Genomic DNA, 22,025 nt, shown 5'->3' with positions numbered 1-22,025 from the left:
GCGTAAGGAGATGCGATGAACCTGCAATCGAAATATTCCGACCTGATGCTCAACCTGCTGGTTGCGCTGGCCATCAGCCTGGTGGTCAACTTTTCCTATGTGCTGTTGCTGATCGTCGAGCAAAAGGGCGAAGGACAGCCGCGGCCGGCGCGGGCGAGCGTCGTCACACGCGGCGAGGAAGGGGTGCTGCATGTCAGCCCCGACGGCCACGGGTACATCGTCTACGGGAACCGCGACAGCGTCTACGTGCCGATGCAGCGCATTCGCCGGATGGATCTTTCGGACGGCGACCGGCTGGTGGTCGACGTGGTCGCCCCGCGCCGTTACGGCGCCCATCCGGTGATGAACGAACTGCGCATGCGCAACGGCGAGGAGTTCGATTACAGCACGCTTTACAACCGGCCGTCGAGGACTTCGGAGCTGACGTTGCAGTTGATCTACTACCTGGTCGTATCGTTCATCATGCTCTCGATCCTGACCTCCGCACGCCGCAATTACAAGGCGGGGCGTTTCGCCCTCCACTGCATGGGGTGCCTCGTGGCGGCCGCGGCGCTTTATATCTTCGCCCCTGTCCGCGAATGGCATTCGGGGCAGATCGTCCTGAATTTCATGAGCGGGCATATCTTCGACTACATGCTGCTGCTCAAGTGTTCGTTCGCCGTGGCCGTGTCGATGCTCTACGGCTGGGTCTACGTGCTCAACTCGAAGCAGCAGGCGGTCGTCATGGAGAACGAACGGCTCAAGAACGAGAACCTCACGACCCGCTACAACATGCTCGTCGGGCAGATCAACCCCCATTTCTTCTTCAATTCGCTCAATTCGCTGGCGATGCTCGTGCGCGAGAAGCACGACGACAAGGCGCTGACCTACATCGACCAGCTGTCGTATACGTTCCGCTACATCATCCAGAACGGTCAGAGCACGCTGATGACGCTCGACGAGGAACTGAAATTCATCGAAGCGTACAGCTACCTCTTCGAAATACGCTATGCCGACAAACTGTTCTTCGACATCGACGTCGACGACAAGTACCGCTCCTGGACGCTCCCGGCGCTGTCGTTGCAGCCGCTGATCGGCAACGCCGTCAAACACAATACCATAACCCGCAGCAAGCCGTTCCATATCTCGATCCGCACCGAGCAGGGGTGGCTGGTGGTCGCCAATCCCAAGGTGCCGAAGATCGAACCCGAACCGTCGACGGGCATCGGACTGGAAAACCTGCGCAACCGCTGGCACCTGATTACGGGCCGCGACATCGAGATCATCGACACCGACAAGGAGTTCGTCGTGCGCATGCCGCTGCAAAAACCCGCCATCGGATGAAGGCCCTGATTATCGAGGACGAAACCGCCGCCGCGCTGAACCTGGAGGCTATCCTGAAACAGGTGGCTCCCGGCGTGGAGGTCATCGGGACGCTCGAAAGCGTCGAGGAGAGTGTCGAATGGCTGCGTGCGAACCCCCAGCCCGACCTGTTGTTCATGGACATCCACCTGGCCGATGGCGATTCGTTCCGCATCTTCGACGCCGTGGAGGTTACCGCCCCCGTGGTCTTCACGACGGCCTATGACCAGTATGCGCTCGAAGCCTTCAGGGTCAACAGCATCGACTACCTGCTCAAGCCGATCAACAGCGCCGACGTGCAGCGTGCGCTGGGCAAGCTGGAACGCCTGTCCAAGGGCGAACGCCGCGATTACGGCTTCCGGGTGCGGACGATGGCTGCGGCACGGCACGAGCAGGCTTTCCTGGTGCATGTCCGCGACCGGATCATCCCGCTCCGGCGCGAGCAGATCGCCTATTGCTATACCAGCAACGAGAAAGTCACCGCCTGTACCTACGAGGGCGTTTCCTACCCCCTCGACAAGACGCTCGAAACCCTGCAGGCCATCCTGCCCGAAGCGGATTTCTTCCGCGCCAACCGCCAGTTCATCGTGGCGCGCCGCGCCGTGAAGGAGATCGCCGTGTGGTTCGGCAGCCGCCTGGCGCTCCACCTGACGGTCGAGACCCCCGAACGCATTGTCATTTCCAAGGCCCGCGTCCCCGAATTCAAGGCCTGGCTCACCTCCGTTCAACCCGCCGAATAGTCGGTTCACCCTGCCTTTCAGTCGTTTGGCCCCCGGGTCGGCACCGCCGTGCCGGTTTGGCTTTACCTTTGCATCAGTACTGCGAGCCGAAGGTGTTTCGGCGAACGGATAACAAAAATCTTAATGCTATGAAAAAGAGAATTTTTGCGGTTGCAATGACCCTTTGCCTGTTGGCGGGAACGAGCGCTTTTGCGCAGGATCGGCGTGCTCCGAGGACAAAGGAACGCCCCACGGCCGAGCAGATGGCCCAGCGCAAGACCGACCGCATGGTCGAAAAGCTGAACCTCAACGAGGATCAGTCGAAGCAGCTCTACGAACTCAACCTGCAGGAGGTAAAGGATATGCAGGCGCAGCACGAGCGGATGCGCGCCGCCCGCAAGGCCCAGGCCGAGAAGATGCAAAAGATCCTTACGCCCGAGCAGTTCGAGCAGTGGAAGCAGATGCAGGGCCCGAAGCCCGGTATGAGGCCCGGCCCGCAGATGAAGGATGGAAAGGGATGCGCCTGCAAGGAAGGCAGGAAATGTGACAAGCCCCGTCCCGCAAAGGGCAGGAAGTGAGGTTAGGTCATCGAACGGCTTGTCACAGCCGGGGTGTCGGTTGGTCGACTGGCACCCCTTTTTTGTCGATTCACCCGCGGCAGAGGGGAAGTCTGCCATAAAAAAGTTATCTTCGCAAGCGCAAAAAATAAACGTATCTATATAATCTGAAGATGAAACGACTGCTACTCTCAACCTTATTTACGCTTTTCGCCGTCGCCGCCTTTGCCCAGAAGGGGACGGTCACGGGTACGGTGGTCGATGCCGAGACCGGCGAAACGGTCGCGGGTGCCGTGCTGGAATTTTCCCCGGCAGGCGCCCCCGACAAGAAACAGTACTCCACTTCGGGCTTCAAGGGCGCCGTGTCGATCCCTTCGCTCGCATACGGCGAATATAAACTCGTAGTCTCTTTCCTGGGCTACAACAGCGCGGAAACCACCTTCAAGGTCTCGGCCGCCAAACAGGACATCGGCAAGATCGAACTCAGGCCGGGCGTGCAGATCGAAACCGTCGTCAAGGAGGCCAAGGCGCTCCGTACCTCCCAGAAGGGCGATACGGTAAGCTATAACGCCGGGGCGTTCAAGGTCACCGACGATGCCGACGTCGAAGGCCTGCTCAAGAAGATGCCGGGCATCACCGTGAGCGACGGTACGGTCGAGGCACAGGGCGAGTCGGTTAAAAAGATTTTCGTCGACGGCAAGGAATTTTTCGGCGAGGACGTGACGACGGCCATCAAGTCGCTGCCGGCACAGGCTGTCGACCGCATCGAGGTCTACAACAAACTGAGCGACGCCGCCGAATTCTCGGGCATGGACGACGGCGAGGGTTATAAGGCGCTCAACATCGTCACCCATGCCAACATGCGGCAGGGACAGTTCGGTAAACTGTATGCCGGTTACGGTTACGATGCCGATACCAAGACTGAGGCCAAAAACAAATATGTCATAGGCGGTAATGCCAATATCTTCAGCGGCGACAGCCGCGTGTCGGTCATCGGCCTGTTCAATAATATCAACCAGCAGAATTTCTCGTTCGAGGACATCCTCGGCGTATCGGGTTCCGGCGGCGGCCGCCGCGGCGGTGTCGGACAGTACATGGTGCGCCCGCAGAGCGGCGTGGCGTCGGTGAACGCCATCGGCGTCAACTACTCCGACACATGGGGCAAACGCGACCAGGTGTCGTTCCAGGGCAGCTATTTCTTCAACAATACCGATACGAAGAACCAGTCCACGGTGGACAAGTGGTATGAATCCCCCATGCCGGTGGACACCCTCGCGACGCGCGGCTATTCGAATACGGAGGCCTACAACCACCGTTTCAACGCCCGCCTAGAGTGGAAGATCTCCGACAACCAGAATCTGATGGTGCGCCCCAGTTTCAGCTACCAGTCCAACGACCCCCTGAGCACGACGCAGGGCTGGCAGTTCGGCCAGAGCGGTTACAGCCGCACCGAGAATTTCAACGACGGCCTGCGCCACGGTTACAACCTGCGCACGAGCGCCGTCTACCGTGCCAAGCTCGGCAAGGACGGCCGTACGATCACCCTCGACGGCAATGTGAATTATTCGGACAATACCAACAACTCGAATTCCTTCTCGAACGTCCTGCCGATTTCGTCCGTCCGCCCCGACGGAGCCGACGGCCCGTGGGGCTGGGACACGACGGGCTATACCCGTCTGCGTTACCTGCGCAACCTCGCCCCCTCGAACAGCTACGGCCTGCGCGGGCAGTTCACCTATACGGAACCTGTGGCCAAATATGCCCAGGTGAGCGTGCAGTACCGTATCCGCTACGATTATCAGGAGCGCGACAAGAGGTCGTTCATAACCGGGCCGGACTATTCGGTCGCAGGGCTTCTCCCCGACGGGGCGCTTTCCAACTCTTACAAGAGCGGTTACCTGACGCAGAGCGCCGGTCCCGGCTTCCGTTATTCGAAGGAGCGCAACACGTTCGTGGCGAACGTCTATTACCAGCATGCCACGCTCGACGGGCAGATCGTACGCGACGCCGCCGACAAGATCAAGCATTCGTATAACGACGTGACCTATTTCATGATGGGGCAGCTGAACATCAACCGCGAGAATTCGCTGCGCCTGTTCGTCTCGTCCTATACCGACAACCCCTCGATCACCGACCTCCAGAACGTGGCCGACGTGTCGGACGCGCAGAACATCACCAAGGGTAACCCCAACCTGAACCCGTCGTACAGCCACCGGGTCAATTTCCACTATACGAACTCCAACGTGGAGAAGGGACGGACGTTCATGTGGATGTTCTCGATGCAGAATACGTCGGATTACAACGCCAACCACCTGGTGTCGAACCCCGGTACGATCACCCTCGGCGGCGAGCAGTACACCCCCAACTACTACTCCACCCCCGTCAACCTCGACGGTTACTGGAACCTGCGCACGCACCTGAGCTACGGGTTCCCCATCGGGTTCCTGAAGAGTAACTTCAACGTGATGGCGGGCGTCAATTTCACCAAGACCCCGAGCATGCTGGGCGGTGTGGTCGACAGCGACGGGTTCATCACGGGCGGCGAGCGCAACGACACCAAGAATATCGGCTACGACTTCCGCACGGTACTGGGCAGCAACATTTCGGAGAACGTGGACTTCACCCTTTCGTGGGCCGGTACCTATAATGAGGCGACCAACTCGCTGGGCGAATCGGGTTCCAAGAACCGTTATTTCAACCATACGGCGCAGGGCAACATGAAGTTCGTCTTCCCGCTGGGCTTTACCTTCACGGGCAGCGTGGCCTATACGCAGTACATCGGTTTTACGAACGATTACGACGATTCCTACCTGCTGTGCAACGCCTGGATCGGCAAAAAGGTCTTCAAGAACAAGCGCGGCGAGATCATGGTCGGCGTGAACGACATCTTCAACCAGAACAAGGCCTTCGCCCGTTCGACGGGCTCGGGGTGGACGCAGAATTCGACCAACAGCGTGATCGGCCGCTACTATATGGTGCAGTTCACCTACAACCTGCGCCGGTTCGGCAAGAAGGGGTCGAAAAACATCAAGGATTACGACGGCGTGGCACAACCTTCGGGATCGCGCCGCATGGGGCCCGGCGGCCCGGGCGGCCCTCCTCCGGGAATGTTCCACGGCCCTCGGTAAATCAGCTCGTCATGATGCTGTACCACAGAAAAAGCATGACGATAAATCCGATGAGAACGATCACTGCAGGCCAGCAGCTGCCGACCAGTTTGTACGATGCGAATAGGCTGACGATAAAACAGATGACGACAGCCACCATTGCATAATACAACATTTGGTATCCGCCGGCCATGCCTTGTGGGTCGTAACGAACGTTGTTGGACAGCCAGATTGCAAGATAGATCGCTAACGGATAGGCCGTAACGTTGAGCAGATAATAAAGCCACTTCGGAATCATTTTGCAAGATATTTGGGGTTTCAGTCTAAAGGTAATATAAATTCCGTCGTTCGCAAGCAATGGCGGGTATAAAAAAATATGAAAAACCGGGGTATTCACCCCGGTTTTTCATGTCTGTCCCGACTTTTCGGTTGCGGCGAAAAATCAGTACTCTTCTTTGTCGTTCATCCTCTGCGCGAGGCGTTCGCGCTGTTCGCGGCCGATCACCTGGTGAATGCCGATGCAGGCCAGCCCGCCGTAGATGAGCGTAAGGATGCAGAGCATCCGGATTTCGGGCAGTACCTCGCCGAGCGATGCGCCCATGCTCTGGATGCGGATGAAGCCGTCGACACCGTGGCTGCTGGGGAACAGCTGCCCGAAGTTGAACAGCCAGTCGGGAATACCCTCGCGGGGGTACGACACGCCGCTGAGCATCAGCAGCGGGATCGACGTCCACAACAACAGCAGCAGCGAATTCTCGCGGTAGCGGAACAGCGTCGAGATGGCGATGCCGAGGAAGATGCAGGCGGCCAAGTATGCCAGCATGAAGACCACGACGGTGCCCGTGGCGCCGTTCATCGGGTAATGGAACAGCCGGTAGTGCAATCCGAGGATATAGAAGGTCGTCACGGCGTAGATCAGCCCGTAGACGGTGGCCTTGCCCAGAACGATGGGCAGCGTGGACATGCGTTTGCGGTCGGGCGGGCAGAGTTTGCGGTAAAGCCCGAATTCGCGCCACGTGCCGCCGATCATGCCGATGCCGATGAGCAGCGTCTGCTGGATGATGACCATGATGATTGCCGGCATGACGAAGGTACCGTATCCCAGGTAGGGGTTGAACAGGTTGTGCGACTGGTAGATTACGGGCTGCGTCGTGGCCTGTGCCTGCGGGATATCCGCCCCCTTGGCGATCAGGCGCTGGAACTCGACCATCGCGCCCGTGCTGCCGATCGAGGTCACCAGTTCCTGGAACGCCTGGCGGTACATCAGGAAGTAGCTGGCGTCGACGTAGATCGCCACGTTGGCCTGCGAGCCCCCGAGCATTTTTTCCTCGTAGTCCGACGGTATATAGACCACGCCGTATATTTTGCGGTTGAAGAAGAGCTCCTTGGCCTCCTCCATGTTCGTCGGGTTGTAGGCCACGTACGTATTCGGCCCGGCGTTGAACGTCGCTGCGAGGCTGCGGCTGGTCGGTGTGCGGCACTCGTCCACCACGCCGATCGGCACGTTGCGCAGCACCTGTGCGCCGTAGGCCATCGAGTAGACCGTGGCGTAGATGATCAGCGCGAGTACCAGGATGAGGACGACGCCTGCGTCGGTGAATATCGAGCGGAATTCATTGCGCATGACCGACAGCATCTGCTGCCGGTAGGATGTGATCTGATGTATGAACCTGCCCATGTTATAACCTCCCCCAGTATTTTTCCTCCGTGCAGATCGTCCGCAGGCGCGGCAGGCACAGGAGCGGTAAGACGATGAAAAGCGACATATAGCCCATGTCGGGCAGCGAACAGGCGACCGGGGCGCCCCGCAGCATCTGGTCGACGAAGATGTCGGTGTAGTAGGTGAACGGGAACAGCTTGCTCAGGTACCGCATGGCGGGCCACATGGCCATGACCGGGAACGTGAGGCCCGAGAAGGTGAAGGCCAGTACCGAGTACCCGCCGCCGATCGAGAGCGACAGGCGCAGGTTCGAGAGCAGCGACACGATGAACACCGCGATGGCCTGGTAGCTCAGGATGAAGAGCAGCGTGCCGAGGAGTATGACCGTCAGGCTGCCGTTGAGCGGCACGCCCACGACCTTGAAGATGATGAGCAGCATCACCAGCGACATGAGGAACATGATGACCGTCACAGGCAGTATTTTCCCCGTGAGGGCCGCCCCTACCGAACCGTTCGCCGTGTCGATCCACTCGCGCGCGGTGGCGTGCTTGAGTTCGGTGCCGATGGTGAAGACGGTCACCATGACCACGAAGATGAGCAGCATCATGGGCATGAAGCTCGGCGAGAGGTAATAGCCGTAATTGATATAGGGATTGAACAATACGTGCTTGTTGAACCGCACGGGCATCAGCTGCGCCATGGCCTGCAGCTCGGTGAGTCCCTGTTTGGTGAGCAGCTGGATCTGGATGCCGCCCGAAAAGGTCGTCACGGCGGTCTGGATGTCTTTCGACAGCAGTCCGTTGACCGTGATGTTCGTCCCCGAAACGTAATTCTCGATGTGCGTCTGGCTGTTGCTCAGGATATTCTTCTCGAAGAACGACGGGATCTGCACGATGGCCATGACCTTCCCTTCGCGCATCAGCCGCTCGCCTTCGTCCATGTCCTGGATTTCGTAGGCGACCAGGGCCGTCGGGGTCGCGTCGATCATCTGCGTGACCTTGCGCGAGAGCGACGTGTGGTCATCGTCCAGCACGGCGATCGGGATGTCGCGGGCCACGCCCTTGTTGAACAGCAGCGCGAAGAATGCGAACGACACCACGGGCAGCACGAGCATCAGCACGAAATACATCGGCTGGTGCGTCAGCCGCACAAGCTCGCGCCGCAGGACGGCGTAGGTATTATGCAGGAATCCCGGCATCGTCCCCTCCTATTTCCGGATTTCGTCCCAGTCCACGATTACGCTCATGCCCGGGCGCATATTCTCCACATGCGACACCGGCCGGGCCTTGATGGCGAAGGTGCGGATGTCGAACCCTCCCTGCGTACGCGTCGCCGCCCATGTCGCGAAGTCGGCCTGTGCGGAGATGTAGGTCACCTCGAACTCGACGTCGTAGTCCAGCGCCGGGACATAGCCGCTCATGCGGGTGCCGACGCCGATCCCCGGGAGCAGGGTCTCCTTGATGTTGAAGGTCACCCACAGGTCGGTCAGGTCGAGGATGGCCACCACGGGATAGCCGCTGCCCACCAGTTCGCCCTGCTCGGCGATGATGGTCGAAACCTCGCCCGTCACGGGCGCATAGACCATCGCGTCGCCGATGTAGGATTCGACCTCGCTCACGGCTCCTTCGGCCTGGCGGACACGTGCCGCAGCGGCCTCCTTGTCCTCCTTACGGGCTCCGTCCGACGCCAGGTCGTACTGCGCCTTGGCGGCCAGTGCCGTGGCTTCCATCGCCTTGTAGTTGGCCGACGCCTCGTCCAGCTTCTGCTCGGGGACTACGCCCTGATCGTAGAGGTTCTTCACGCGGTCGTAGGTCTTGCGCGCCAGTTCCAGCCCGGCCTGCGCCTTCTCCCACATGTTCAGGGCGGCTTCGATCTGCTGGATGCGTGCGCCTGCCAAGGCTGCCTGGTCGAGTGCCGAGGCGGCGCTCTTCACGGCCTCGGCCTGCTGGAGTTTGGCCTCCAGCTCGGGGGTCGAGAGCGTGTAGAGCAGCTGCCCCTTCTCCACGCGGTCGCCCTGTGCGATCTTCATGTCGTCGATGCGCCCCGGGACTTTCGACGAGGCTTTGTAGGTCGTGCACTCCACCGTGCCCTGTATCAGCATCGGGGTCGTTTTCCGGAGGTACCAACTGATCAGTACGACCGAGACGATGATGACCACTGCGGCCGCGATGATTCCGATAATGTTGCTTCGCTTCATAGGATTCTATATTTTTTACTTTTTATCGAACAGGATCGGCCGGGCGTCGGCGCGGCGGGCATACGCCGAAAATTCGTCGCTGATGCCCGCGGCTTCGAGCAGTTGCGCCAGCAGCAGGTCGAAATTGTAAGCCGCCTGGAGGCGTTCGGTGCGCACGCCCGCGAGGTTCAGTTCGGCATCGATCAGGTCGGTCGACGAGCTCATGCCTTCGAGGAAGGCAGCGTTCTTCATGCGGAGGTACTCCTCGGCGAAGGCGAGCGAGGCGTCGATCGAGGTCATCTGGTTGCGGTAGTTCATCATCTGGTTGTAGAGTTTCTCCACCAGAACCGAGATGTCCTTGCCGGCCTTGTTCTGCAATGCGCCGACCCGGCGTACGGTCTGCTTGGCCGCCGAATATTTATACTCGCGGTTCAGGCCGTCGAAGATCTTGATGTTGACCCCCACGCCCACCGCCCAGCGGGGTACGAGCCCTGCGACCTGGTAGTTGTAGAACGAACCGCCGCCGATGGCCGCCACCTGCGGCAGGAAGTCGGCGCGCTGGGCGCGCACGCCCTCTTCGGCCAGCTGGCGCTTGAGCGAGACCTGGTTGAGCAGCGGGTTGCGGTCTTGTGCCAGATCCTGGTAATAGGCCACCTCCTCGACCCGGTCGACAATGAACATCGACGTCACGGGTTGCCACGCGTTGTCCTGCCCCAGCGTGCTGTTCAGGGCGCTGGCGATGGTTTGGGCCTGCAATTCGGCATTGGCCAGCTCGCGCTCGGCCTCCGCCATCTTGAATTCGACGTAGAGGCGTTCGCTCTGGGCGATCATGCCGTTCTTTTCGAGCGCGACGGCATCTTCGAGGTGGCGGCGTACGCCGTCGACCACCTGCCGGCGCACCTCGACGACCTGCATGGCGAGCGCCAGCCCGAAGTAGCGCTCCACGAGCTCCGAAATCAGCGCGTTGCGGGTCTGGTTGCCCTGCTCCGCCGCCGTGCGTTCGTTGATCTTGGCGGCGCGGTTGGCGGCGTTGATCTTGCCGCCCAGCCAGATGGGCACCGAAACCTGCCCGCCCACGAACCCCAGGCTCTGATCCTGCACCTTGAGGAACCAGTCGGCGTTCATCAGCGGATTGAGCAGCCCGTTGATCGAGGGGATCATTTCGGGCGGTATGAGCCCGCTGCCGAGTATCTGCCCGGCGAGCTCTTTGGCCGGGCCTTTCATCTCGTTGAAATCGAATCCTATATCCTTGGACATGTAGGCGTATGCGCCCATGACGCTGATCTTGGGCATACGCAGGCCGATGGCCGCACGGCGTTCCTGGGTGGCGGCCTTCTCCTCGAACTCGGCTGCTTTCATCGCGGGGTTTTCCGTGAGCGCTACGGCGATCGCCTCGTCGAGCGAGAGCGTACGCTTGGCCTCCTGCGCAGACAGCCGGACGATGGTCGCAAGTGCCGCCGCCGCAAGGAGGGTTCTGACTGCTATTTTCATATTAATCAATGCGTTTATGGGGCAAATATATAAGTTATCCCGATATGTTGCGCGATTTTCCGGAAAAAGAGGCCAATTTTAGGCCCTTATGGACACAATTTACGCCCGATTCATCGCTTCAGGTGCGCGTTGGCTTCCCATACGCCGTTGGCCAGCGCCGGGTATGCCCTGACGTCGACGCCCGCTTCGCGCAGGGTCAGCGCTCCGCGGCAGCATACGAAACAGTCGGGCTCGTAGAGTGCGAAGGCCGCCCGGGCGAAACCATGCCTGATAATGAGCTGTGTGCAGCTTTCGGGCTCGCTCGCCCGACGCGAGCACGGCTCCATCGAGGAGTACATCGCGGCGCCGCGGAGCTCGGCTCCTGCCGCCAGCGCCTTGGCGATGGCCTCCTGCTCGGCGTGGTGCGTTGCGGAAGTTTCGTGCGTGTAACCTGCAAATATCCGGCCGTCGGCCGTGGCTACGACCGCACCGACGCAGTAGGACGTCGGGCCGGGGGTACATTTGCGGCCTTCGTCGACCGCCATCCGCAGGTGGCGCAGGTCTTCTTCCGTCGTGTCGGGATGCAGCGTGTAGGTCGTCACCTCCATGCCGTCGACCTCCTCGCAGGTGTGCGGGACGCTCTGGGGCGGCGCTGCGCCGAACCTTGCCCCGCCCCGGCGACCGAGCCGCAGCCGCGGGTTGACGGCCAGCCGCAGTGTGTCGGCCATCCCTTCGTCGAGGAACATGCGCAACACCCCCGCCCCGCCCTCGACCATCAGGTGTTCGATGCCGCGCTTTTCGAGTTCGGTGACGATGTATTTGGCGGTAATTGCTTCGCTGGTTGAGATGACTGTCGCAATATTTTGCAAACCAGTTATTTCTCCCGGCGAAAACACATAGCGGTCGGCATCGCCAGCGGTGAAGAACCGCAGGCGGGGTGAAAGGCCGCCCGACCGGGTGAGTGTGACCTTGGCGATGTCGGGCTTCAGCCCGGCCTGCACGCGCCGTGCGCGTGCCACCTGGTCGCGGACGAGCAGCGACGGGTCGTCGCGCCGCAGGGTCTCGGCGCCGGCGAGGATCGCATCGTGGGCCGCCCGCAGGCGGTACACCTCCTCCCAGTCGCCCGGGGTCGAGATAATCAGCCGCCGGGGGCTGTCGTCGTCCATGTAGCCGTCGGCCGTGACCGCGGCGGAGAGGGTTACTCGCATCTTCGCAGGGTTATCAGGGTGATTTCGGGATAGGCTCCCAGGCGCATCGGGAAAACCACGTATCCCGTGCCGTCGTTGATATAGAGCGTACGCCCGCCTACGTCGTAGCGTCCGCTCCAGCGCGTGTAGAGCAGTTGCGCCGGGGAAAATGCCCGGCCGAAGAGGCGCAGTTTCATCTGCATGCTGTGTACGTGCCCGGCGAGCGTCAGGTCGCCGTAGCCCGCGTCGGCGATCTGCCCCCAAAGCTGCGGGATATGCACCGCGGTGATGTTGTAGAGCGAATCGGGGACGCCGCGGTAGGCCCCGCTCAGGTCGGCGGGCGGCAGGTCGGGGTCGTGGCGCATGTGCCGCAGCGCGGGGTCGAACGAAAGCCCCGTGAGCGAGATGCTGTCGCCGCCCCGGCGCAGGTAAACCGTGGTGTCCTCCAGTACGTTCCACCCCATTGCCCGCTGGCGGGCGATCACTTCTGCAAGGCTCGCCGCCGGGCTTTGCGCAACGGTGTCCTTGATATAGAGCCCGGCATCGTGGTTCCCCGTGACCGAAACGACGCCGTACGGGGCACGCAGGCCTCCCAGCAGTTGCCGGGCGCGGGCGTCGAGCTCCGAACTGCGGATGTTCACCAGGTCGCCGCAGAAGACGATCAGGTCGGGGCGAAGGCTGTTGACGCTGTCCACCAGGCGCCGCAGCTCCGCTTCGGGACGCACGACGGTGCCCAGGTGCGTGTCGGTGATCTGGGCGATGCGGAACCCGTCCAGCCCGGCCGGGAGGCGTTCGGAGCAAACCTCCGTGCGGTTTACGCGGATCGTAGTACGCCCGGCCGTAGCGCCCCAGACGAAAAGTGCCGCCACACCTGCCCCTGCTGCGATACCGACCCGCGGCAGGCCGATCCAGCGGAAAAAATAGCAGGCCATGCGTGGCAGGACGGTCACCATCCAGGCCCAGAACGCCCACATGGCGAATGTCATGAACGCCGTGGTGTTGTCGTGTGCAACAACCCCGGCGACGGCGATCACCGCCGGCAGGGCATCGGTCGCGGCCGCCGCGACGATGAATACCCGGTGGCGTACGCCCGGGGCACGCCGCCGCATGCGGCGGTAATGAATGACGTCGGCGGCCGCGGCCGCAAGCGTCAGCAGGGAGATTATCCAGAGCAGCATATACTTCTTTTTTTATGTAATGTATGGGGAGCGGGCAGGTTGTGCACGTCCCCGTGTCCTGCCGGGCGCCGTTTATCCGGCTCGGGCAAAGATAGTGAAAGCCGCGGGGATTCTAAAATTTATTTTTCAACTTCCCGGGGCATCCTATTTGCCGGAAAGATAGCGGGATCCGTATGTAAACCGTGCCCTTCCCCGATTTTCAGGGATGCGCCTTCTCCTCCGCGGAGGTCACGGGAATCGGGTGCTGGCGGGCGGAATCAAATTCCGTGCAGGTTTTTTTGGCATATATCTTGCTAATTCCCGGGGTGAATATTAACTGCCTGTGTCCCAAAAACAAAACATACCGAACCAAGCAAGTTTAACCAAAAAACCAAATTTTATTCGGCTTATGAAAACATTTCGACTTCTGATTGTCTCCCTGCTCCTTGCGACTTCCGCTTCCGCCCAGCACCACCGGGGCGAACGCCGTGGCGGCGACTATTCGCCGACGGTCTACCTCATCTCCGTACACGAGGTGGATACCATCTACAACTGCGGCGGCTGTGCGGCACAGCAGGCTGCGGCACTCAACCGCATGGCCGTCGGCAACGCCACGCAGGACTACATCGACACGCACCGCCCCGGCTTCCAGCAGACCGAGAAGCCCCAGTTCGTGTTCGCCTCGAAGAACAACCGTTTCTCGTTCTCGATAGGCGGCTTCGTGAGCCTGCGCGCGGGCTATGATTTCGACGGCATCGTCGACAACATCGACTTCGTGCCCTACGACATCCCGGTTCCGGGCAATTACAACTCCAAGCAGAAGCTGATGATGGACGCCTCGACCTCGCGCCTCTTCCTGAAGGCCATTACCAACACCCGGGCGCTGGGGCGCGTGGTGATCTACATGGATGCCGACTTCCGCGGCGGTGCCGAGGGAAGCTATACGCCCCGCCTGCGTTCGGCCTACGTGTCGTTCAAGGGGCTGACCCTCGGACGCGACGTGACGACCTTCTGCGACCTGTCCGCCGCCCCCACGACCATCGACTTCCAGGGGCCGAACGCCTATAATTTCAACTTCGCGACACTGATCCGCTACGAGGTGTCGTTCGCCCGTAGGCACATGACCTTCGGCGTCGCCGCCGAGCTGCCGAGCGTGAGCGCCACCTACGGTGAGAACTTCAAGCCGATCCACCAGCGCGTACCCGACTTCCCGATGTACCTGCAATATGCCTGGGGCGCCGACCGCAGCAGCCACCTCCGCGCTTCGGCCGTGCTCCGCAATCCTTACATGTATAAAGTATCGAAGGATGCCACCACGTCGCTCTTCGGGTGGGGCGTGCAGTTGAGCGGCACGATCAAGTGCTGCGACTGGTTCCGCATGTTCATGAACGGCGTCTACGGCAAGGGCATCACCCCCTATATCCAGGATCTGACCGGTTCGGGGCTCGACTTCACGCCCAACCCCGCGGATCCCACGCTCGTGCGCATGATGCCCATGTGGGGCGTGCAGGCCGCCGGGCAGATCAACTTCACGCCGCGCCTGTTCGTGTCGGGCGGCTACTCGACGGTGCGCGTGCAGCGCAGCGAGGGCTACTATACGGCCGACCAGTACAAACAGGGGCAGTATATCTTCGGCAACATCTTCTACTCGCTCACCCCGCGCTGCAAGGTGGCCGCCGAGTACCTCTACGGTTCGCGCAAGGACATGAACAGCATGAAGAACCATGCCAACCGCGTGAACGTGATGGTGCAGTATAATTTCTGATGATCCCGGTATCGGTATTTATTATGGGCGGCCCGCGTCGGGAACCGCCCATTTTTCGTATATTTGCCTCTCTGTTAAAATCGTGAACTATGGAATTTCTTACGGAATACAACCTCACGGGGCTGGTGATCGGCATTGCGACGTTCCTTATCATCGGATTGTTCCACCCGCTCGTGGTCAAGGGCGAATATTATCTGGGCGTACGCTGCTGGTGGGTTTTCCTCGTGATGGGGATCGTGGCGATCGCCGCGTCGGTGGCCGTGCGCCATATCCTGTGGTCCACCCTGCTGGCCGTGTGGGGCGCCTCGTCGCTCTGGTCGATCGGCGAACTGTTCGAACAGCGTCAGCGCGTGGCCAAAGGCTGGTTCCCAGCCAACCCCAAGCGGCAGGGGAAATAACCCGCACGATGAAGCCGGGTCTGAGACATATCCTCCCGTGGCTGGTGCTGGCGGCGGCGTGCTGCGTCCCGGCCCAACGCGCCGGCGTGGAGCGCCCCGTGCCCGAACCCGCCCCGGTGCGTGTCCAGCTGTTGTTCGCGGGCGATGTCATGCAGCACCTTCCGCAGGTCACGGCGGCGCGACGCGGGGACGGGTTCGATTACCGCGGGGTATTCGCTTACCTGCGCCGCCGGTTTCATGCCGCCGACCTGGTGGTCGTGAACCTCGAAACGACGCTCACCCGCACGGATCGCTACACGGGCTACCCCTGTTTCCGCTCGCCCGTGGCGCTGGCCGATGCCCTGCGCGACGCCGGGGTCGACGTGGCCGTGCTGGCTAACAACCATTGCTGCGACGGCGGTGCTGCCGGGGTGCGTACGACCGTCGCGGAACTGGGGCGCTGCGGCATCCTGCATACCGGCGTCTTTACCGACAGCCTCGACCGCGCGGCCAACAACCCGCTGTGGGTGGAGCGCTACGGCGTGCGGTTCGCGCTGCTCAACTATACCTACGGCACCAACGGCATCCCGGTTCCCGCCGGGGTGGAGGTCAACCTGATCGACACGGCGCGCATGGCGGCCGACCTGGCTGCGGCACGGCGCGGGGCGCCCGACTGCGTGGCGGTCTGCATCCACTGGGGCAACGAATACGAGCGGAGGGAGAATGCCGTGCAGCGGCACCTGGCACAATTCCTGCGCCGGCACGGCGCCGACCTTGTCGTGGGCAGCCACCCGCACGTGGTGCAGCCCTTCGACGCCGATTCGTCGCACGTGGTGCTCTATTCGCTGGGGAACTTCGTGTCCAACCAGCGGCGGCGCTACTGCGACGGCGGGTTGGTGGCCGAAATCGAGGCCGTGCGGCATCCCGACGGGCGCATGTCCTATTCGCTTGAGGCGGTGCCCGTCTGGGTGGCGATGCCGGGCTACCGCGTCGTCCCGTCCGAAGTCGGGGACACGATGGCGCTTCCGGAAGCCTATGCGCTGTTCCGGGAAGACGTGGCGGAGGTGCTCGGCGGGGCCTATAAGTAATCCGAATAGCCCTATAAAAACAAACAATGCCGATTTTTGGCTTTATGTCCGGGATTTTATTATCTTTGCTATCGGAAAATAAACACACACATTAAACATACAGGATTATGGAAAAGAGCATTAAAGGAACACGGACTGAACAGAATCTGCTGAAGGCGTTTGCCGGTGAGAGCCAGGCGCGCAGCCGTTACGTCTTCTTCTCGAGCAAGGCGAAGAAGGAGGGTTACGAGCAGATCGCCGGTGTCTTCGCCGAGACTGCCGAGCAGGAGAAGGAGCACGCCGAGCGTTTCTTCAAGTTCCTCGAGGGCGGCGACGTGGAGATCACGGCCAGCTACCCTACCGGCCCGATCGGCACCACGGCCGAGAACCTGCTGGCCGCAGCCAAGGGCGAGAAGGAGGAGTGGGACGTCCTCTACCGCGAATTCGCCAAAGTCGCCGAGGAGGAGGGCTTCGTCGAGATCGCCACGGCCTTCAAGATGATCTCCACCGTCGAGGCCGAGCACGAGCGCCGTTACCTGAAGCTGCTGAGCCGCCTCACGGACGGCAATTTCTTCAAGCGCGACGGCAAGATCTGGTGGCAGTGCCGCAACTGCGGTTTCGTCATCGAGGCCGAGGAGGCTCCCAAGCTCTGCCCCGCCTGCAAGCATCCGCAGGCTTACTTCGAACCCAAGAAGGAGAACTATTAATTTCTGCCGGGACAAACACGGCGCAGGGACGCGGCTCAGGCCGTGTCCCTGCGTTTTTTTATTTACGGGCGCCTGCCCAAAAATCTTCACGTATGGCGGTAGATTGCGGAATCTTTACTATCTTTGCCGGATAGGAAAATCCGAATAACGAATACGATATGGCAGACGAAAAAATCATCTTTTCGATGGTGGGCGTTTCGAAGACGTTTACCAACCAGAAAAAGGTTCTCAACAACATCTACCTCTCATTCTTCTACGGCGCCAAGATCGGCATCATCGGCCTGAACGGCTCGGGTAAGTCGACGCTCATGAAGATCATCGCCGGGCTGGACAAGAATTTCCAGGGCGAAGTGGTTTTCTCGCCCGGTTACACGGTGGGTTACCTCGAACAGGAACCCCGGCTCGACGACTCGAAGACCGTCCGCGAGGTAGTCGAAGAGGGCTGCGCCGCGACCGTGGCGCTGCTCAAGGAGTACGAAGAGATCAACATGAAGCTATGCGAGCCGATGGACGACGAGCAGATGGCCCGGCTCATCGAGCGCCAGGGCGAGTTGTACGAACAGATCGACCAGGTCAACGGCTGGGAGCTGGACAGCGTGCTGGAACGCGCCATGGACGCCCTGCGCTGCCCCGACCCCGACCAGTCGGTGAAGGTGCTCTCGGGCGGTGAGCGCCGCCGCGTGGCGCTGTGCCGCCTGCTGTTGCAGCAGCCCGACGTGCTGCTGCTCGACGAGCCCACGAACCACCTCGACGCCGAGTCGATCGACTGGCTCGAACAACATTTGCAGCAGTACAAGGGTACGGTGATCGCCGTCACCCACGACCGCTATTTCCTCGACAACGTGGCGGGCTGGATCCTGGAGCTGGATCGCGGCGAGGGTATTCCCTGGAAGGGTAACTACTCGGGCTGGCTCGACCAGAAGACCACCCGCATGGCCATGGAGGAGAAGCAGGAATCGAAGCGCCGCAAGACCCTCGAGCGCGAGCTGGAGTGGGTGCGCATGTCCCCCTCGGGCCGCCATGCCAAGTCCAAGGCGCGTCTGTCGGCCTACGACAAGATGATGAACGAGGACACGAAGCAGAAGGAGGAGAAGCTCGAAATATTCATCCCCAACGGCCCGCGCCTGGGCGACGTGGTGATCGAGGCGCACGACGTGTCGAAGGCTTTCGGCGACCGCGTGCTGTACGAGCACCTCGAATTCTCGCTGCCGCCGGCCGGCATCGTGGGCGTCATCGGCCCCAACGGTACGGGCAAGACCACCCTCTTCCGCATGATCATGGGGCTGGAAGAGCCTACGGGCGGGTCGTTCCGCGTGGGCCCGACCGTCAAGCTGGCCTATGTGGATCAGCAGCACAAGTCGATCGATCCCGAAAAGACCGTCTACGAGGTGATCTCGGGCGGCGCCGACCTCATCATGCTCGGCAACCGGCAGGTGAACGCCCGGGCCTACGTGGCACGCTTCAACTTCTCGGGCGCCGACCAGGAGAAGAAGTGCGGCATGCTCTCGGGCGGTGAACGCAACCGCCTGCACCTGGCGCTGGCGCTCAAGGAGGAGGGCAACGTGCTGCTGCTGGACGAGCCGACCAACGACATCGACGTCAATACGCTGCGTGCGTTGGAGGAGGGCCTCGAGAACTTCGCGGGCTGTGCCGTAGTGATCTCGCACGACCGCTGGTTCCTTGACCGCATCGCCACGCACATCCTCTCGTTCGAGGGCGACTCGAAGGTGGCCTTCTACGAGGGTTCGTACAGCGAATACGAGGAGTGGAAGAAGGCGCAGGGCGGCGACACCCAGCCCCACCGCGTGAGGTACAAAAAACTGATGGCTTGACAAAGATGCGTGTTGTGACCTTTTTTTCGCTCTTGCAGGGGCTTTTCTCCTGCGGTATGCAGGCGAACCGTCCGGTCGATGTATTTATTTGGGACGAACTCCGGGCGCACGAAGACCCGGACAAAGTAGAACCGGCCGGGACGTGCGATCTTGACGGGTTCCTGTCCGAGATAGACCGTTTCCCCTGGCATGAGCAAGCGCGTGAAGCTTTGAGATACAAGAAAAACTCTCCGACGCTCTCCGTGACGGATTTGAAAACCGACCGTTCTTTTTTTATTTCGTCCGCTGTGGACGAAAAGGACGAATTGGGCTATTTCATCGGATATATCTATCCCGGAGAGGAGGGAGTGCGCGCCCCGCGCTATGTGAATATGTATGAGGTCGACCAAATGGAGACGCTTCGTGAGATGGTTGTCCTTTTCTTCCGCCGGGACGAGGGCGCATTGAACCGTCTGCTCGGGAAACAGCGGAAATACATGGATGCCCGGGATAACGCGGGGTGGAAGAAATACTTGGAAATAAAACAAAAATTTATGTAATATGGCTCAACAAAAACCGTCCATACCCAAAGGTACGCGCGACTTCTCCCCGGCGGAGATGATGCGCCGCCAGTATATTTTCGATACGATCCGGGGCGTGTTCCGCACCTACGGCTTCGCGCCGCTCGAAACCCCCTCGATGGAGAACCTTTCGACCCTGCTGGGCAAATACGGCGACGAGGGCGACAAGCTCCTCTTCAAGATACTCAATTCGGGCGACTACGCCGCCGGCCTGTCCGGCGATGAGGTGCGGCAGGCGTCGAAAATCTGCGAGAAGGGGCTCCGTTACGACCTCACGGTGCCGTTCGCGCGCTATGTCGTACAGCACCAGGGCGAACTGACGTTTCCCTTCAAGCGCTACCAGATCCAGCCCGTATGGCGCGCCGACCGGCCGCAGAAAGGCCGTTACCGCGAATTCTACCAGTGCGACGTCGACGTGATCGGCACCCGCTCGCTGCTGTGCGAGGTCGAACTGGTCGAAATCGTCGAGCGCGTGTTCCGGGCGCTGGGCATCCGCGTGGCGCTGAAGATGAACAACCGCAAAATCCTGTTCGGCATCGCCGAGGCGATCGGCCATGCCGACATGATGATGGACATCACCATCGCCATCGACAAGCTCGAAAAGATCGGGCTGGACAACGTGAAGGCCGAGCTGCTGGAGCGCGGGCTGAGGCAGGAGGCGGTCGACAAACTGCAACCGATACTCGAACTGAGCGGCGACAATGCGCAAAAACTCATGAAATTGCGTGAGGTGCTGGCTGTTTCCGAAACCGGACTGAAAGGCATCGAGGAAATGGAAACCGTGTTGGGCTATGTGGAGCGTCTGGGGATCGGGCTCGACGTGGAGCTCGACCTCTCGCTGGCACGCGGATTGAACTACTATACGGGGGCGATCTTCGAGGTCAAGGCGCTCGACTTCGCCATCGGCTCGATCTGCGGCGGCGGACGCTATGACGACCTGACCGGCATCTTCGGCATGCCCGACATGTCGGGCGTGGGCATTTCGTTCGGCGCAGACCGGATCTACGACGTAATGACGGGGCTGGGGCTCTTCCCCGAGGAGGTCAACTTCTCGACGCGGGTATTCTTCACCAACCTCGGGCAGGAGGAGCAGGCCGCGGCGCTCGGGTTGCTCCGTGAGCTGCGCGATGCGGGCGTCGCCGCCGAGATTTACCCCGACTGCGGCAAGATGAAGAAGCAGATGGAGTATGCCAACCGCCGGGGCATCCCCTACGTGGTGATCGTCGGCTCGCAGGAGCTGGAGGCGAAGGCCGCCACGGTGAAGGACATGCGCTCGGGCGAACAGCGGCAGGTGCCGTTCGGCGAGCTGGCGGAGTATCTTAAATAAGACTTTAAATAAACTACAAAATAAACTATGCGAAAGCTTTTTGCATTTATATCGGTTCTTTTCGTCCTGCCCCTTGCGGCGCAGGATGCCGGGGCTGTGCGGCAGTTGCAGAAGCTGACGCAGGTTTACCGTTACCTGAACGGGTTGTACGTCGACGAGGTGGACATGCAGCCGCTGGTCGAGAGCGCCATCACCGGGATGCTCGAAGACCTCGACCCCCATTCGGCCTATATCGGGGCTGACGAGATGAAGGGCGTGCAGGAGAGCTTCGAAGGGGAGTTCAGCGGCATCGGCGTCGAATTCAACATCCTGCGGGACACGGTCATCGTGGTCAATACGATCGTCGGGGGCCCGGCCGAGCGCGTCGGGGTGCAGCCCAACGACCGTATCGTGCGCATAGACACGCTGGATGCCGTGGGTTTCAAGCAGACGGACGTCCCCAAGTACCTGCGCGGAAAGACCGGCTCGAAGGTCGAGATCGACGTCGTGCGCCAGGGCGAACCGGAACCGCTCCATTTCGTGATCGTGCGGGACAAGATTCCGCTCAACACCGTGGACGCCGCCTACATGGCCGCCGACGGCGTGGGGTATGTCAAGGTCAACCGCTTCGGCCGCACGACGATGCCGGAGTTCCGCGAGGCGTACCGGAAACTCGGGAAACCCGGGGCGCTGATCCTCGACCTGCGCGGCAACGGCGGCGGGCTGCTCGACCAGGCGGTCGAGATGGCCGGTTTCTTCCTGCCGCGCGGCGCCCTGATCGTCTCGACCGAGGGGCGTGCCGTGCCGCCCATGTCGTTCAGCGCGCCGGTCAACGGCGACGACCTCGGGGGAAGGCTGGTGGTGCTGATCGACGAAAATTCGGCTTCGGCGAGCGAGATCGTCGCCGGTGCCGTGCAGGATTGGGACCGGGGCATCGTCGTCGGCCGCCCGAGTTTCGGCAAAGGGCTGGTGCAGCGCCAGATCGGACTGGGGGACGGCTCGGCCGTGCGCATCACCGTGGCCCGTTACCACACCCC

At 61.1% G+C, this 22,025-nt stretch carries 19 protein-coding genes; 12 read left to right on the top strand and 7 right to left on the bottom strand.

The features are described from left to right. Positions 1-15: 15 nt before the first annotated feature. The 4 genes from QVP03_RS11860 (at position 16) to QVP03_RS11845 (ending at position 5,745) form a co-directional block, all read left to right on the top strand. Positions 16-1,323 carry a histidine kinase gene (locus QVP03_RS11860; protein WP_256166065.1) on the top strand — a complete coding sequence of 436 codons (1,308 nt, stop codon included), beginning with the start codon at positions 16-18 and terminating at the stop codon, positions 1,321-1,323. Next, positions 1,320-2,081, top strand: a complete 762-nt coding sequence (locus QVP03_RS11855; protein WP_022333622.1) for a LytR/AlgR family response regulator transcription factor — start codon at positions 1,320-1,322, stop codon at positions 2,079-2,081. The genes QVP03_RS11860 and QVP03_RS11855 overlap by 4 nt, the downstream gene beginning before the upstream one ends. 128 nt (positions 2,082-2,209) lie before the next feature. Further along, the gene (locus tag QVP03_RS11850; RefSeq protein WP_022333621.1) at positions 2,210-2,638 is read left to right on the top strand and encodes a Spy/CpxP family protein refolding chaperone; all 429 of its coding nucleotides are present in this window, start codon (positions 2,210-2,212) and stop codon (positions 2,636-2,638) included. 152 nt (positions 2,639-2,790) lie between these two features. Then, positions 2,791-5,745 (top strand): outer membrane beta-barrel protein, encoded by a 2,955-nt coding sequence (locus tag QVP03_RS11845; protein ID WP_022333620.1) that lies wholly within the window; start codon positions 2,791-2,793, stop codon positions 5,743-5,745. Position 5,746: 1 nt separating this feature from the next. Here the strand turns inward: QVP03_RS11845 and QVP03_RS11840 are convergent, their stop codons facing one another. From QVP03_RS11840 to QVP03_RS11810, 7 genes are all read right to left on the bottom strand, one after another. After that, positions 5,747-6,022: a hypothetical protein gene (locus QVP03_RS11840; protein WP_022333619.1), complete on the bottom strand. Its 276-nt coding sequence runs from the start codon at positions 6,020-6,022 to the stop codon at positions 5,747-5,749. Positions 6,023-6,166: 144 nt separating this feature from the next. Beyond that, positions 6,167-7,402: an ABC transporter permease gene (locus tag QVP03_RS11835; RefSeq protein WP_022333618.1), complete on the bottom strand. Its 1,236-nt coding sequence runs from the start codon at positions 7,400-7,402 to the stop codon at positions 6,167-6,169. A gap of 1 nt (position 7,403) precedes the next feature. Next, positions 7,404-8,582, bottom strand: coding sequence for an ABC transporter permease (locus QVP03_RS11830; RefSeq protein WP_022333617.1), 1,179 nt, complete (start codon positions 8,580-8,582; stop codon positions 7,404-7,406). A gap of 9 nt (positions 8,583-8,591) precedes the next feature. Then, positions 8,592-9,581 carry an HlyD family secretion protein gene (locus QVP03_RS11825; RefSeq protein ID WP_022333616.1) on the bottom strand — a complete coding sequence of 330 codons (990 nt, stop codon included), beginning with the start codon at positions 9,579-9,581 and terminating at the stop codon, positions 8,592-8,594. A 15-nt stretch (positions 9,582-9,596) separates the two neighbouring features. Further along, the gene (locus tag QVP03_RS11820) at positions 9,597-11,051 is read right to left on the bottom strand and encodes a TolC family protein (RefSeq protein ID WP_022333615.1); all 1,455 of its coding nucleotides are present in this window, start codon (positions 11,049-11,051) and stop codon (positions 9,597-9,599) included. 110 nt (positions 11,052-11,161) lie between these two features. After that, positions 11,162-12,238: a dihydrofolate reductase family protein gene (locus QVP03_RS11815; RefSeq protein WP_022333614.1), complete on the bottom strand. Its 1,077-nt coding sequence runs from the start codon at positions 12,236-12,238 to the stop codon at positions 11,162-11,164. Beyond that, a complete protein-coding gene (locus QVP03_RS11810; RefSeq protein WP_022333613.1) occupies positions 12,229-13,395 on the bottom strand; it encodes a metallophosphoesterase in 1,167 nt (388 codons plus the stop codon). Before QVP03_RS11810 ends, QVP03_RS11815 begins: the two co-directional genes overlap by 10 nt. Positions 13,396-13,783: 388 nt before the next feature. Here QVP03_RS11810 and QVP03_RS11805 point away from each other — a divergent pair, with 388 nt between their 5' ends. The 8 genes from QVP03_RS11805 to QVP03_RS11770 form a co-directional block, all read left to right on the top strand. Beyond that, positions 13,784-15,139: a DcaP family trimeric outer membrane transporter gene (locus QVP03_RS11805; protein WP_022333612.1), complete on the top strand. Its 1,356-nt coding sequence runs from the start codon at positions 13,784-13,786 to the stop codon at positions 15,137-15,139. Positions 15,140-15,228: 89 nt separating this feature from the next. Then, a complete protein-coding gene (locus QVP03_RS11800; protein ID WP_022333611.1) occupies positions 15,229-15,537 on the top strand; it encodes a DUF4491 family protein in 309 nt (102 codons plus the stop codon). Positions 15,538-15,545: 8 nt separating this feature from the next. Then, entirely contained in the window at positions 15,546-16,604 is a 1,059-nt protein-coding gene (locus tag QVP03_RS11795) for a CapA family protein (protein ID WP_022333610.1), read from the top strand. Positions 16,605-16,711: 107 nt separating this feature from the next. Beyond that, positions 16,712-17,290: a rubrerythrin gene (gene rbr, locus QVP03_RS11790; protein ID WP_022333609.1), complete on the top strand. Its 579-nt coding sequence runs from the start codon at positions 16,712-16,714 to the stop codon at positions 17,288-17,290. A gap of 158 nt (positions 17,291-17,448) precedes the next feature. Continuing rightward, positions 17,449-19,122 carry an energy-dependent translational throttle protein EttA gene (ettA, locus tag QVP03_RS11785; protein WP_022333608.1) on the top strand — a complete coding sequence of 558 codons (1,674 nt, stop codon included), beginning with the start codon at positions 17,449-17,451 and terminating at the stop codon, positions 19,120-19,122. Next, positions 19,119-19,661, top strand: a complete 543-nt coding sequence (locus tag QVP03_RS11780; protein ID WP_055201910.1) for a hypothetical protein — start codon at positions 19,119-19,121, stop codon at positions 19,659-19,661. The genes ettA and QVP03_RS11780 overlap by 4 nt, the downstream gene beginning before the upstream one ends. A gap of 1 nt (position 19,662) precedes the next feature. Continuing rightward, on the top strand, positions 19,663-21,009 hold the full coding sequence (gene hisS, locus QVP03_RS11775; RefSeq protein WP_022333606.1) for a histidine--tRNA ligase: 1,347 nt from the start codon (positions 19,663-19,665) through the stop codon (positions 21,007-21,009). 27 nt (positions 21,010-21,036) lie between these two features. Next, on the top strand, positions 21,037-22,025 hold a 989-nt coding region (locus tag QVP03_RS11770), incomplete at its 3' end, for a S41 family peptidase (protein WP_288210803.1).

It is taken from the genome of Alistipes sp. CAG:29 (assembly GCF_000435435.1).
Classification (GTDB): Bacteria; Bacteroidota; Bacteroidia; order Bacteroidales; family Rikenellaceae; genus Alistipes; species Alistipes onderdonkii.
The sequence above is the reverse complement of the archived record's forward strand: the minus strand, read 5'-3'. Positions and strand labels throughout refer to the sequence as shown.